Below are 11,725 nucleotides of genomic sequence, written 5' to 3' on the forward strand. Positions count from 1 at the left end.
CAATCAATTCGATAATGATTATGCGAGATGTGCATGAACATCCATGACCTCGAAGCCTTCATCGCCGTGGTGGAAACCGGCTCGATCGTCGGCGCCTCCGCCAGGCTGAACCTCACCCAGCCGGGCGTCACGCGCCGCATCCAGAATCTGGAGGATGGTCTGGCGACAGCACTTCTCGACCGCCAGTCGAAGCCGCTGAAGCCGACAGCTACGGGGCGCGAGGCCTATGAGCATGGAAGGCGGGTGCTGCGCTCGCTGGAGGATCTCAGGGCGGGCGTGTCGCCGCAAGGCGAGGTCAAGGGCGAGTTCCGCCTGGGCGTCATGCCCTATCTCTCCGACGCGGCACTAGCGCTGCCGCTCGACACGCTGCGCGCCGCCTTTCCGCAGCTGACGCTGCGCATCACCTCGGGCTGGTCGCCAAGGCTGGTGGAGCAGGTGGCGCGCAGCGAACTCGACGCCGTGGCGGTGTGCCTGGCCGAAGGCCTGGCGCCGCCGGACGAGCTGGTCTGCGACGATCTCGGCGCGCAGTCGGTGCTGCTGGTCGCGTCCCCCGGTCATGGCGTGCCGAAGCCGGCGAAGCTCGCCGACCTGTCGCGCTTTGCCTGGGTGATGAACGAAAACGGCTGCGGGTTTCGCGCCTTCATCCGCCAAAGTTTCGAGGCGGCAAGGCTGCCGTTCCAGGTCGGGGTGGAGGCGCTCAGCGTCGACCTCAGAATGTCGCTGGTGGCGCGCGGCCATGGCATCGGCATCGTCACGCCCGGCGCCTTCGCCGACAGCCGCTGGCGCGACGCCGTCGAGGTCATCGACTGCCCCGACTTCAAGCCGCAAGTGCGCGCCTGGCTGCTGCACCGCCCGCCCGCCGGACGGCTCAGCCGCCCGATCGCGCTGTTTCGAGATGCGCTGATCGACGGGCTGAAGGTGCCGATGCCACTGGTGTCGTAGCCGGCTGACGACCAAGCGGCTGTACGCCTTCTACCAGTCGCAAGGCGATCGACACCGCCATGGTGCAACGGCAATGGCACAGGGAGGCGACACCCGATGTCGTAGTGCCGAGACTTATCCAGTTCATGGACCAGCTTGGATGGATTTCAGTGCGCTGAGAGGGAGCAAGTCGTTGGCGGCGCAGGCGCTGTCGGCGGCGGCCGCCGGCAACCGCCTTGCGGAAGCCCGACAGCGCTTCGACGCGGGCGTCGCGAACGGCCTTGTGCAATGCGGCCAGGTTGCCCCAGGCGGGCGTACGTGCATTCGACGATCACTTTGCATTACCAGGTCTTGACCCCTCCGCAACGAACCCCAGATCGACCATGCCGCCGCCAGATGGGCCGGTGCAGACGCAGGCGTCAGCTTCATGGCGGTGACCGTCGAACTCGGGCATCATGTGCCGGAGGCGGTGACGTTGCGGGAGACCCGCGACCGGGCGAGGGCGTTCCCAAAGGTTGAGCGGATCGGACCAGAAGCAGAGCGAAAACAGCAAGCACGGATCAGGCTGGCAGCGATGCCGGCTTCAGACGGCGCATTGTCCTCCGGAGCACAGCCAGTGCATACGAACGTACCAGAAACAGGATCAAGAAAGGAGAAAGTGCAATGACCATTCGTGATCTCATGCCGTGGAGCCGCGACACCAGCCAGTCTGCGACCCTCTTTCGCGAAGGCGATCGGGATCCGTTCATGGGCCTGCATCGCGAGATGAGCCGCCTGGTAGATGACATGTTCCGCGGCTTCGAGTCGCGGCTTCCGTCCATGGGTAGGTTCTCTTTGGCCGGCACCGGTTGGCCCAGCGTGGAAATCTCCGAAACGGACAAGGATATCCGCGTGACAGCCGAGATACCCGGCATGGAGGAGAAGGACATCGAGGTGTTGCTCGACGACGGCGTCCTGACGTTGCGCGGCGAAAAACACTCCGAATCCGACGACAAGGAGCGTCAGTTCTCCGAGCGGTTCTATGGCCGCTTCGAACGTCGAATCCCGATCGGCTTCGAAGTCGCGGAGGACAAGGTCGCCGCCGATTTCCGCAATGGCGTACTGTCCGTGAGCTTGCCGAAGTCCGAGAAGGCGCAGAGCAAGGCTAAGCGCATTCCCATCGGCGGCAAGAGCACCAAGCACTAGAACAGACCTGCCGGGCGTGCGTGCCGCGCACGCCCGGCATTGACTGGCGGGATTTCGCGCCGGTCGCCCTTGAGAATCCCCCAGCCTTCGGCAACATGGCGGCAAGGCTGGGAGCGCAAGGATGAACAAGGCCATTTCCGCCGTACCGCGCAAGGCGCCGATGGCGCTGACCGAGGCGCTGGTGGCGCGGACCATGCGCGTGGTCGCGGATGCCGGGCCGACGCCGGGCATGGTCTATATGACGGACGCCGACTATGCGCGGTTTCGCGACGAGATCCTGGCCTCGGCGCCGCCCGGACCGCTGAAGCTGTTCGCCTATGGCTCGCTGCTGTGGAAGCCGGCCGGCGAGGTCCGGGGTGGCGAGCGCGCGGTGGCGCGGGGCTGGCACCGGTCGTTCTGCTTCACGGTGCAGCGCTTTCGCGGCACGCTCGAACAGCCCGGCCTGATGATGGCGCTCGACCGCGGCGGCCAGTGCCAGGGCATGGTGTTCGAAATCGCCGAGCCGGTCGCCGAAAATCTGGAAGCGCTGCTGCGCCGCGAGATGACCATCCTGCCCGCCGTCAACGTGCCGCGCTGGCTGCAGGTCAGCACCGAGGGCGGGGCGAGCCGTGCGCTCGGCTTCGTCGTCGATCCCGCCAATCCGCGCTATGCCGGCAAGCTCGACAAGCCCGCGGTCGCGGCGACGCTGGCCAGGGCCGTCGGCCACTGGGGCTCGGGCGCGCAGTATCTGTTCGAGACGATCCGCCACCTCGACGCCTGCGGCATACGCGACCGCAATCTGTGGCAGTTGCAGGAACTGGTGGCGCAGGAGATCGGCCGCGCCCATGGCGCCATCTAGCCTTCCGCCGGCATTGCGGACGTTGCGCGAGCCAGGAAATCTCGAAAGCTCTCCGGCTGCCTATCCGTGAGCATGGCGAAGTCTCGGGAGACCCCGCCATAGCGGCCCTCGGCGATCGAGGCGCACAGGCTGGAGAAGGCCTGCGGCCACGGTTCGTCGAGGCGCGCCGACGCCGAGGCCAGATATTCGCTGAGGGAGCAGAGGTGATAGCGCAGGGGCCGTGCTGTCGCCTCGCCATAGCAGGCGGCGATTTCGTTGAAGCCCAGCGCCCGGTCTCCGGTGATCGTGTAGACCGCGCGGGATGTGTGAGCCCCAGTGGCCACCGCGGCGACGGCTGCTGCAACATCATCGCGCGAAACCGGCGCAACCAGGCCCTGTCCGGCAGGCAGCACCAATTCTCCCGAGGCGGGCGCAAGCCAGGTGTCGAGGATGAAATCACTGTAGAGGCCGCAGCGCAGGATGGTCGAGGGCACGCCGCAGGCGGCCAGCCGGCGCTCGGCGTCGCGATAGGCGGGCGCGTAGTAGAAGGGCGAGTTCTCGCCGATATCGACGATACTGGTGAAGGTGATGTGGCGCACACCCGCCGCCGTCGCGGCCGCGATGGCGTTGGCGTGATGGCGCGTGACCGCATCCGCAGCGCCATCACTTGAAATCAGGACCAGCCTGTCGACGCCGGTGAAGGCTGCTTTGAGTGTCGAGGCATCCTCGTAGTCACCGACGCGTAGTGCTGTTTCCCGAGGCAGGCGCCCTTGCCCCGCCTCGCGCTTGCGGACCAGCGCGGCGACCTCATGGCCTGATGACACCAAGCTCGAGACGACGGCGCGCCCGACATGGCCGGTGGCTCCGGTGACCAGGATCATTCCTGCCGCTCCAATCTACCGCCGCTTCAATCTACCGCTTGACGAACATATATCCCTGCGGTTATACGTCAACCAATAGCCAACGGGTTATCGATCTGAGATGCCGGATACCCATGACATGCTCTTCAGGACACTGGCCGACCCGACCAGGCGGGCGATCTTCGAACGGCTGTGCCGCCAGGGCGAGCAGACGGTGGGGGCGCTGACGAGCCAGTCCGGCGTGTCGCAGCCGGCGGTGTCGAAGCATCTGGGCGTGCTCAAGCAGGCCGGTCTGGTGCGCGACCGCCATGAAGGCCGCCAGACGCATTACAGCGCGCAGCTTGGCGCGCTGGCGCCGCTGATGGACTGGACACGCCAGATGGCCGGGTTTTGGGAGAGCCGGTTCGATGATCTCGAGGATTTGCTCAAAAGGATGGACCAGTGAACGATAGTGCCACTGAAAACCGCACTGTCGTCGTCGAGCGGCAGATTTCCCATCCGCCGGAAAAACTCTGGCGCGCGCTGACACAACCGCATCTGATCGAGGAGTGGCTGATGAAGAACGATTTCAAGCCTGATGTCGGCCACCGCTTCAACATCAGCGCCGATTGGGGCGGCGTGCTCGATTGCGAGGTGCTGGCCGTCGAGCCGAACAAGACGCTGTCCTACACCTGGAACCTCGCGCACCAGGATCCGGCATTCGATCTCAGGAGCGTGGTGACCTTCACGCTCACCCCGACGCCAACCGGAACGCATCTGCGCATGGAGCAATCCGGCTTCCGGCCGGAGCAGCGGCGCGCCTATGGCGGCGCCAAGATGGGCTGGCCGCAATTCTTCGAGAAGCTGGAGCAGCTTCTCGACCGGACAGATTAGACCCGTTGTTTTGACGCAATTCCGGACGGAAAACCGTTTCACACTTTTCCTGGAATTGCTCCGCCGGCCGATCGAACCCAACCCCTGACTTCACCGGGCGGCACACCGCCAGCAAAACCCATGGAGAAAGACGATGAAGATCAAACTGACCAGCATCTATGTCGACGACCAGGAAAAGGCGCTTGCCTTCTACACCGGCGTGCTCGGCCTGACCAAGAAGGCCGATTTCAGCAATGGGCCGTTCCGTTGGCTGACGGTCGCCTCGCCGGACGAGCCCGAGGGCACCGAGCTGCAGCTGGCCCTCAACGACCAGCCGGCCGCCAAAACCTATCAGCAGGCGATGTTCGAGCAGGGCCAGCCGGCGGTGATGTTCTTCACCGACGACATCAAGGGCGATCATGAGCGCATCAAGGCGCGCGGCGGCACATTCGCCATGGCGCCGACCGAGGTGACCGGCTCGACCATCGCCAAGCTCAATGACGGCTGCGGCAATCTCATCCAGATCACTCAGCTGGCGCGCTGGTAGCGCGCCTGGTTTCACACGTTTCACAGGAGGTCATTTTGGACTGGAGCACATGGATCAGGCAGGCGCATCGCTGGCTGTCGATCATCTTCACGGCGACCGTCGTCGCCAATTTCGTCACCATGGCGTTTGGACAGCCGCCGGCCTGGGTGGTTTATTCGCCACTGCCGCCGCTCTTCCTTATGCTGTTCAGCGGCCTCTATATGTTCGTGCTGCCCTATGTCGCGAAAGGACGCAGCGCACAGCGGGCCAACGGATAGGAGGAAGGCGCATGGTCAAGTCGACCCCGGCCAAGGCTGAGCCGAAGCTGCTTTCCGGCGGCAATCCGCAGATCGCCAAGGGTTATGGCGACGCTCCGGTGCAGGCCTATATCGCGGCGATGCCGGGCTGGAAGCGCGAGATGGGCAGGCGGCTCGACGCGCTCATCGGGCGCACCGTGCCCGGCGTGCACAAGGCGGTGAAATGGAACTCGCCGTTCTACGGCATCGAGGGCGAAGGCTGGTTCCTCAGCTTCCATTGCTTCACCAGATACATCAAGGTGACCTTCTTTCGCGGCATGTCGCTGGATCCGGTGCCGCCGGGCGAATCCAAAAGTCGGGACACGCGCTACCTCGACATCCATGAGGACGACGCGTTTGACGAGGCGCAATTCAGCGCCTGGGTGAAGCAGGCCAGCCAATTGCCTGGCGAGCGCATGTGAGCGCATTATTGTCCAAGTCTCGAGGAGAACAGCATGACCGGATCGCAGGAGCGCAAATCCGCCTCCGAACTGATCGACGGCAGGATCACGGAACTCGGCGATTGGCGCGGCGACATGCTTGGCCGGCTGCGCGCGCTTATCCATCAAGCCGATCCCGATGTCGTCGAGACCTGGAAGTGGCGCGGGGTTCCGGTGTGGGAGCATGACGGCATGATCTGCACCGGCGAGACCTACAAGAGCATCGTCAAGCTGACCTTCGCCAAGGGCGCGGCGCTGCCCGACCCCACGCGGCTGTTCAACTCCAGCCTCGAAGGAAACACGCGGCGGGCGATCGATTTTCAGAAGGGTGAGGAAGTCGACGAAGAGGCGCTGAAGGCGCTGGTGCGGGCCGCCGTGGCGCTGAATACTTCCAAGGCTCGAAAGTAACTGCGTCATGGGCTGTTATCCAACGGCCGACGTCAGCGCTGCCCCTCACTGTCCTGCCGGACATCTCTCCCCGTAAACGGGGCGAGAGGGCCTGGCCGCAACGCCGGCGCATTTTCTGCAACGCTGGCGATTGGCGAAATAGCCGACAACAGCGTCCCTCGCCCCGTTTACGGGGAGAGGATGCCGGCAGGCAGGTGAGGGGCAGCGCCGACGGTGGAAGTTGTGGCGATTTCGACGCCCACGCGACCATGGGATCTGCCGGAAGGCAGCTGCTGATATCGCCTCGCACCCCCAAAACCAGCCATGTTTACGATCTGGGAAGCCTGATGGTGCTAGATGTCGCCGGATGATGGCTGGCCGTCTCGGCCGGCCCCGGATGGATTTGCCATGAACAGCCCGATGCGCATGCCGTGGGTGGACACGGCCAAAGGCCTCTCGATCATCCTCGTGGTCATGATGTACGCGGCCTACAATACGGGCGAGTACACGGGCGGCGTCGGCTTCCTGCACTATGTCATCGGCTTCGCGACGCCGTTCCGCATGCCGGAATTCTTCCTGATCTCCGGCCTGTTCCTGTCGCAGGTGATCGACCGGCCGTGGCGGCGCTACATCGACCGGCGCGTCGTCCACTATCTCTATTTCTACGTGCTGTGGGCGATCATCTCGATCGGGCTGAAGATCGGCATCTTCAGCCGCGATCCCGGCGGCATGCTGCACGATCTGGCAATGGCCGTCGTCCAGCCATACGGCGTGCTGTGGTTCATCTACATGCTGGCGGTGTTCGGCCTTGCCGCCAAGCTCCTTCGGCAGTTCCGCGTGCCCGCCTGGGTCGTCATCCTCATCGCTGCCGGGCTGCAGATGTGGGCGCCGCGTCCCGACAGCTACGCGGTCGAACAGTTCGCGGCCTATTTCGTGTTCTTCTATGTCGGCTTCGTCATGGCGCCGCTGGTGTTCCGCCTCGTCGAATGGACGCAGCCCCGCCCGATGCTGGCCGCCGCCGGCCTGCTCGTGTGGGCGATCGTGAATGGATTGCTCGTCTATTCGCCTGGATATGCCATGCATCCCGTCGGTATGCAGATGGGGCTGGCGGCATGGCCGCCGCTGCATCTCACCCTGGCCGTCGCTGGCGCGGTGGCGCTCTGCGTGCTTGGCGGCTTGCTGTCGACATTCGCCTCGATGGAATGGCTGCGCTGGCTCGGCGAACATTCGCTGGTCGTCTATGTCGCCTTCACCATCCCGATGTCGCTCTTCCGCGGCGCCGCACTGGCAAGCGGCCTGCTGACCGATACCGGCGTGCTCAGCCTGGCGGTGCTGCTGGTCTCGATCATCAGCCCCGTCGTGCTCTACCTCATCATCCAGCGCGTGGGCTTCGGCATGTTCCTGTTCGAGCGGCCGGCCTGGGCGCATATCGACAACAGCGTGCCGCGAGCGGCGCCGAACGCGGCGCTGCCTGCCGCCGCCGCCCAATCAAGCCGGACATAGTCGAGCAGCGGGGGGCTCAGCCGTCGCGGAGCCACACCAGCATCTCGCCGGGCTCGCGATTGTCCCAGGCGTAATAGGGTATGGCGGTCAGGCGCGTCTCGACGCTGGCCGGCGGCTCACGCCGGTAGAGTCCGTCCTGCCAGCCGTCGCCGGCATCGGCCCGCGCTGTGGCTGAAAGCGTCACCACGCCGCCCAGCAGTTCGGGCGCTTCATGCGCCTCGATGCCTGCGGTACGCGGCAGGGTCAGGCGATGCAGCCGGCTGTCATTGTCCGATGCCTCGACGCAGTAGATCAGCGGCCCGCGCGACAGCGCGACGCGGCCGGCATCCTGCCTGACCTCGGGATTGGCGTAGAGCCGCTCGATCGGCATTTCGAGATCGAGACGGACGCGGTCGCCCTTCTGCCAACGGCGCCGGATCGCGGCATAGCCGTCGCTGGTCATGTCTTCGAGGTCGACCGCCTCGCCATTGATCTGAAGCGTGGCGCTGCTGCTCCATGCCGGCACGCGCAGATGCAGCGTGAACTCCACCGGCGCTTGCGGTTCGACCGCGATCTCCACGGCGCCCTCCCAGGGATAGCGGCTTGCCTGCGTGAGCTGCACCGGCGTGCCCGCAATGTCGAAGCGGGCGGTGGAATCGCCATAGAGGTGCACGGCAAGCGCATCGTCCGCCAGGCTGTAGAAATAGCTGCCGATCGAGGCGACCATGCGCCCGACATTGGGCGGGCAGCAGGGGCAGCGGTGCCATTTCCATCTGTTGTGCCGGCCCCGGCTCTCCAGCGGGTTCTCGTAGAAGAACAGCGAGCCGTCGAGCGACAGGCCGGAGATCGAGCCATTGTAGAGCGCGCGCTCCATCATGTCGGCGTAGCGGGCGTTCGGCCCCATGCCGAGCATGCGGCTTGCCCAGAACACCAGGCCGACGGCGGCGCAGGTCTCGGCATAGGCGCTCTCATTGGGCAGGTCGTAATCGCTGGTGAAGCCCTCATTGTGCGCCGACGGGCCGAGCCCGCCGGTGATGTAGAGGTTCTTCGTGGTGAGGTCGTCCCACAGCCGGTCAAGGGCCACGCGCAGGCTATCGTCGCCATATTCGGTGGCGATGTCGGCCATGCCCGAATAGAGGTACATGGCCCGCACCGCGTGGCCGACGACCTTGTCCTGCTCGCGTACCGGCCTGTGCGACTGGCTGTATTCGTAGGTCTTGAAATGATAGGCCCTGGGGTCGGCGCCGCGGGCGCGCGCCTCCTCGTCGAAATAATGCGGCTGCTGGCCGCGCTGGTCGATGAAGTACTTCGCCAGATCCATGTATTTCTGTTCGCACGTCACCCGCGCCAGCTTGACCAGCGCCAGCTCGATCTCCTCATGGCCGCAATAGCCCTTCTTCTTGCCGGGCTCTGGTCCCAGCACCGAGGCGATGTGGTCGGCGTAGCGGCACATAATATCGAGCAGCTTGCGCTTGCCCGTCGCCTGGTAGTAGGCGACCGCGCCCTCGATCAGGTGGCCGGCGCAATAGAGTTCGTGGCAGTCGCGCAGGTTGGTCCAGCGCTTGCCGGGCTGGATGCGCTGGTACCAGCTGGAGAGATAGCCGTCCTCCTGCTGCAATTTGCCGTACATGTCGATGACGGCGTCGATCTTCTTCTCCAGCCCGGGGTTCTTGCGCCGGTAGAGCGAATAGGCCGCGGTCTCGATCGTCTTGCCGAGATCGGAATCCCAGAACATCTGCGTCGTCACCGTCGAGCCGGTGAATTCGGCGCCCTGGCGGTCCGCTTCATCGGGCGAGGGCGAGTGGAAGGGAATGACGATGCCGGGCGAGGGGCGGTCCGGATCGATCTGCTCCAGCATGCGCGCCTCGACGCAGCGCTCGTAGAGGATGTCGGCGGTGCGGGTCGCCACCGCATCGGCCCGGTCGCCCCAGAAGCCTTGCACATCGACCTGCGGCACCGGCAGCGGCCGGAAGGCGAGTTTCGGCTTTCGCTTCGGGGCGGGGCGGGGGGATGGCGATTCGGTCATGAACTCACTCCATTCAGTCTGTTATTTGACGGCCCCGGCCATCAGGCCGCGGATGTAGAAGCGCTGCAAAGCGAGGAACAGGATGAGACACGGCACCATCATGACGGTGACGCCCGCCTGCACGGCGCCCCAGTCGATGGCGCCGAAGCGGCCCGACTGCAGTGCCGTCATCATCACCGGCAGCGTGAATTTGGACTGGTCGGTCATCAGCACCAGGGCGGCGAGGAATTCGTTCCAGGCGCCGAGGAAGGCGAACAGCGCGATGGTGACGACGCCCGGCCAGACCAGCGGCAGCATCACCTTCAAAAGCATGGTGGCGTTGCCGGCGCCGTCCATGCGCGCCGCCTCCTCGATCTCGCGCGGCACCGCGTCGAAGGCGTTGCGCATCATGAAGATCGAGAACGGCAATTGCAGCGTCACATAGACGCCGACCAGGCCGGTCAGCGTGTTGTGCAGGCCAAGCTTGGTCAGCACCAGGAAGATCGGCGTCAGGATCGACTGGAACGGGATCATGATCGTCGACAGGATGAGGACGAAGAACAGGTCCTTGAACGGAAAGCGGAAGCGCGAAAAGCCGTAGCCGGCCAGCACGCTGACGATGAGCGACAGCAAGACGGTCATCACCGAGACATAGATGCTGTTCTGCGCCGAGACCCAGAGCCCGTCGCCGAAGGAGTTCAGCGTGGCATAGTTTTCCAGCGAAAAGCCCGTGGTCGGCCAGGGCGGCAGCGGCGGCAGGCGTGCTTCGGCCGCCGGCTTGAAGGCCGACAGCGCCGTCCACACGATGGGTGCCACGAACAGCACCGAGGCGATGATGCCGGTGGAGTGCCTGGCGAGGCGGGCGGCAAACTTGCCTCTGGCTGATATCGCCTGCGCCATCAGTCGAGCCCCTCGGGCTTGCGCAACAGCCACAGCTGGATGAGGCTGAGCGCCACCAGGATGACCAGCAGCACCATGGAGAGTGCCGCGCCATAGCCGAGCTTGAACGACACGAAGGACTGGTTGAAGATCCAGTAGACCGCCGTCAGCGTCTGGTTGCGCGGCCCGCCGCGCAGAATGATGTAGAACTGGTCGAAGGCAAGGATCGAGCCCGCGACCGACAGGATCAGCGCCAGCGCCAGCGTGCGGCGCATCAGCGGGAGCGTGATCGCCCGGAACCGCGCGAACGGTCCGGCGCCGTCGATGACGGCGGCCTCCTGCAGATCCTGCGGGATCGATTGCAGGCCGGTCATCAGGATGATCATGGTGAAGCCGGCGACCTTCCACACCACCATGGCGATGATCGACCAGAAGGCCGGCTGGAAGGTGGCGAGCAGGTTGAACTTCCTGTCGATCAGGCCGAGGTCGTAGGCGGCCGGGCTGAACAGGCCGGAATCGACGTTGAGCAGCCATGACCAGAGCAGGCTCGCCGAGGCGAAACCAACCACCGCCGGCATGAAGAAGAAAGTGCGGTAGAGGTTGGTCAGCGGCCGCGGTTTCTCGATGAAGATCGCCAAGGGAAAGGCGACGGCGAAGATCGCGATGGTGACGACCACCGTGTAGTAGCCGGTGAATTTGAGCGCGTTCCAGAACCTGGTGTCGCGCAGGATCGCCCAGTAATTGTCGAGGCCGACGAAGGCGTGCTCGCCCATCAGCGGCCAGTTGTGCAGCGACATCCACGCCGTCATGCCGAGCGGGATGACGAAGAACACCATGACCAGCGCGACCGCCGGCGCGACATAGATGAGGCCGATCCATTGCCGGCGCCCGGCGCCGACGAGTTTTCGGGCGCGGGGCGGGGCGGTGGTGCTTGCGGTGATGGTGGTCATGCTTTGCCTGTTCTTGCGTCGCATCCAGTTGGCCGCCCTACCTCTCCACAAGAGGGAGGGTAAGGAGCACGCCGACCGCCCGCCCAGGGAGACAGGCGGGCGGCCGGCCCGCGGCCCCCCAAGCT

The 11,725-nt window shown here is 65.0% G+C and carries 15 protein-coding genes; 11 read left to right on the forward strand and 4 right to left on the reverse strand.

Annotated features, from left to right (window positions below):
- Positions 1-33: 33 nt before the first annotated feature.
- From FJV80_RS32550 to FJV80_RS32565, 4 genes are all read left to right on the forward strand, one after another.
- Positions 34-942: a LysR family transcriptional regulator gene (locus FJV80_RS32550; RefSeq protein WP_142878356.1), complete on the forward strand. Its 909-nt coding sequence runs from the start codon at positions 34-36 to the stop codon at positions 940-942.
- A 406-nt stretch (positions 943-1,348) separates the two neighbouring features.
- Positions 1,349-1,588: a hypothetical protein gene (locus FJV80_RS32555; RefSeq protein WP_142878357.1), complete on the forward strand. Its 240-nt coding sequence runs from the start codon at positions 1,349-1,351 to the stop codon at positions 1,586-1,588.
- Entirely contained in the window at positions 1,585-2,106 is a 522-nt protein-coding gene (locus FJV80_RS32560; protein ID WP_142878358.1) for an Hsp20/alpha crystallin family protein, read from the forward strand. Before FJV80_RS32555 ends, FJV80_RS32560 begins: the two co-directional genes overlap by 4 nt.
- Positions 2,107-2,227: 121 nt before the next feature.
- The gene (locus FJV80_RS32565; protein ID WP_095774932.1) at positions 2,228-2,944 is read left to right on the forward strand and encodes a gamma-glutamylcyclotransferase; all 717 of its coding nucleotides are present in this window, start codon (positions 2,228-2,230) and stop codon (positions 2,942-2,944) included.
- Here FJV80_RS32565 and FJV80_RS32570 read toward each other — a convergent pair.
- Complete coding sequence (locus FJV80_RS32570) at positions 2,941-3,804, reverse strand: NAD(P)H-binding protein (protein ID WP_142878359.1); 864 nt, start codon at positions 3,802-3,804, stop codon at positions 2,941-2,943. The genes FJV80_RS32565 and FJV80_RS32570 overlap by 4 nt on opposite strands.
- Positions 3,805-3,904: 100 nt before the next feature.
- Between FJV80_RS32570 and FJV80_RS32575 the strand changes: the two genes are divergently transcribed.
- The 7 genes from FJV80_RS32575 (at position 3,905) to FJV80_RS32605 (ending at position 7,787) form a co-directional block, all read left to right on the forward strand.
- Positions 3,905-4,228: a metalloregulator ArsR/SmtB family transcription factor gene (locus FJV80_RS32575; protein WP_095774930.1), complete on the forward strand. Its 324-nt coding sequence runs from the start codon at positions 3,905-3,907 to the stop codon at positions 4,226-4,228.
- On the forward strand, positions 4,225-4,656 hold the full coding sequence (locus tag FJV80_RS32580) for an SRPBCC domain-containing protein (protein ID WP_142878360.1): 432 nt from the start codon (positions 4,225-4,227) through the stop codon (positions 4,654-4,656). The genes FJV80_RS32575 and FJV80_RS32580 overlap by 4 nt, the downstream gene beginning before the upstream one ends.
- 133 nt (positions 4,657-4,789) lie before the next feature.
- Positions 4,790-5,182 carry a VOC family protein gene (locus tag FJV80_RS32585; RefSeq protein WP_142878361.1) on the forward strand — a complete coding sequence of 131 codons (393 nt, stop codon included), beginning with the start codon at positions 4,790-4,792 and terminating at the stop codon, positions 5,180-5,182.
- 35 nt (positions 5,183-5,217) lie between these two features.
- Positions 5,218-5,439, forward strand: coding sequence for a hypothetical protein (locus FJV80_RS32590; protein WP_095774927.1), 222 nt, complete (start codon positions 5,218-5,220; stop codon positions 5,437-5,439).
- Between the two features lie 11 nt (positions 5,440-5,450).
- Positions 5,451-5,879: a DUF1801 domain-containing protein gene (locus FJV80_RS32595; protein ID WP_095774926.1), complete on the forward strand. Its 429-nt coding sequence runs from the start codon at positions 5,451-5,453 to the stop codon at positions 5,877-5,879.
- Positions 5,880-5,912: 33 nt separating this feature from the next.
- Positions 5,913-6,305, forward strand: coding sequence for a DUF1801 domain-containing protein (locus tag FJV80_RS32600; RefSeq protein ID WP_095774925.1), 393 nt, complete (start codon positions 5,913-5,915; stop codon positions 6,303-6,305).
- A gap of 387 nt (positions 6,306-6,692) precedes the next feature.
- The gene (locus FJV80_RS32605) at positions 6,693-7,787 is read left to right on the forward strand and encodes an acyltransferase family protein (protein ID WP_095774924.1); all 1,095 of its coding nucleotides are present in this window, start codon (positions 6,693-6,695) and stop codon (positions 7,785-7,787) included.
- 16 nt (positions 7,788-7,803) lie between these two features.
- Here FJV80_RS32605 and FJV80_RS32610 read toward each other — a convergent pair whose 3' ends face one another.
- The 3 genes from FJV80_RS32610 to FJV80_RS32620 are packed head-to-tail and all read right to left on the reverse strand — an operon-like array spanning position 7,804 to position 11,600.
- Complete coding sequence (locus FJV80_RS32610; RefSeq protein ID WP_142878362.1) at positions 7,804-9,792, reverse strand: glycoside hydrolase family 127 protein; 1,989 nt, start codon at positions 9,790-9,792, stop codon at positions 7,804-7,806.
- A gap of 21 nt (positions 9,793-9,813) precedes the next feature.
- Complete coding sequence (locus FJV80_RS32615) at positions 9,814-10,671, reverse strand: carbohydrate ABC transporter permease (RefSeq protein ID WP_142878363.1); 858 nt, start codon at positions 10,669-10,671, stop codon at positions 9,814-9,816.
- Positions 10,671-11,600 carry a sugar ABC transporter permease gene (locus tag FJV80_RS32620; protein ID WP_140889727.1) on the reverse strand — a complete coding sequence of 310 codons (930 nt, stop codon included), beginning with the start codon at positions 11,598-11,600 and terminating at the stop codon, positions 10,671-10,673. Before FJV80_RS32620 ends, FJV80_RS32615 begins: the two co-directional genes overlap by 1 nt.
- Positions 11,601-11,725: the final 125 nt, after the last annotated feature.

The sequence above is a fragment of the Mesorhizobium sp. WSM4310 genome, assembly GCF_007003935.1.
Taxonomy (GTDB): Bacteria; Pseudomonadota; Alphaproteobacteria; order Rhizobiales; family Rhizobiaceae; genus Mesorhizobium.

Excerpts from the sequence above, each read along its gene's own strand:
- FJV80_RS32550 (WP_142878356.1), top strand. The coding sequence starts at position 34 with ATGAACATCCATGACCTCGAAGCCTTCATCGCCGTGGTGGAAACCGGC.
- FJV80_RS32555 (WP_142878357.1), top strand. The coding sequence starts at position 1,349 with ATGGCGGTGACCGTCGAACTCGGGCATCATGTGCCGGAGGCGGTGACG.
- FJV80_RS32560 (WP_142878358.1), top strand. The coding sequence starts at position 1,585 with ATGACCATTCGTGATCTCATGCCGTGGAGCCGCGACACCAGCCAGTCT.
- FJV80_RS32565 (WP_095774932.1), top strand. The coding sequence starts at position 2,228 with ATGAACAAGGCCATTTCCGCCGTACCGCGCAAGGCGCCGATGGCGCTG.
- FJV80_RS32570 (WP_142878359.1), bottom strand. The coding sequence starts at position 3,804 with ATGATCCTGGTCACCGGAGCCACCGGCCATGTCGGGCGCGCCGTCGTC.
- FJV80_RS32575 (WP_095774930.1), top strand. The coding sequence starts at position 3,905 with ATGCCGGATACCCATGACATGCTCTTCAGGACACTGGCCGACCCGACC.
- FJV80_RS32585 (WP_142878361.1), top strand. The coding sequence starts at position 4,790 with ATGAAGATCAAACTGACCAGCATCTATGTCGACGACCAGGAAAAGGCG.
- FJV80_RS32595 (WP_095774926.1), top strand. The coding sequence starts at position 5,451 with ATGGTCAAGTCGACCCCGGCCAAGGCTGAGCCGAAGCTGCTTTCCGGC.
- FJV80_RS32600 (WP_095774925.1), top strand. The coding sequence starts at position 5,913 with ATGACCGGATCGCAGGAGCGCAAATCCGCCTCCGAACTGATCGACGGC.
- FJV80_RS32605 (WP_095774924.1), top strand. The coding sequence starts at position 6,693 with ATGAACAGCCCGATGCGCATGCCGTGGGTGGACACGGCCAAAGGCCTC.
- FJV80_RS32610 (WP_142878362.1), bottom strand. The coding sequence starts at position 9,792 with ATGACCGAATCGCCATCCCCCCGCCCCGCCCCGAAGCGAAAGCCGAAA.
- FJV80_RS32615 (WP_142878363.1), bottom strand. The coding sequence starts at position 10,671 with ATGGCGCAGGCGATATCAGCCAGAGGCAAGTTTGCCGCCCGCCTCGCC.
- FJV80_RS32620 (WP_140889727.1), bottom strand. The coding sequence starts at position 11,600 with ATGACCACCATCACCGCAAGCACCACCGCCCCGCCCCGCGCCCGAAAA.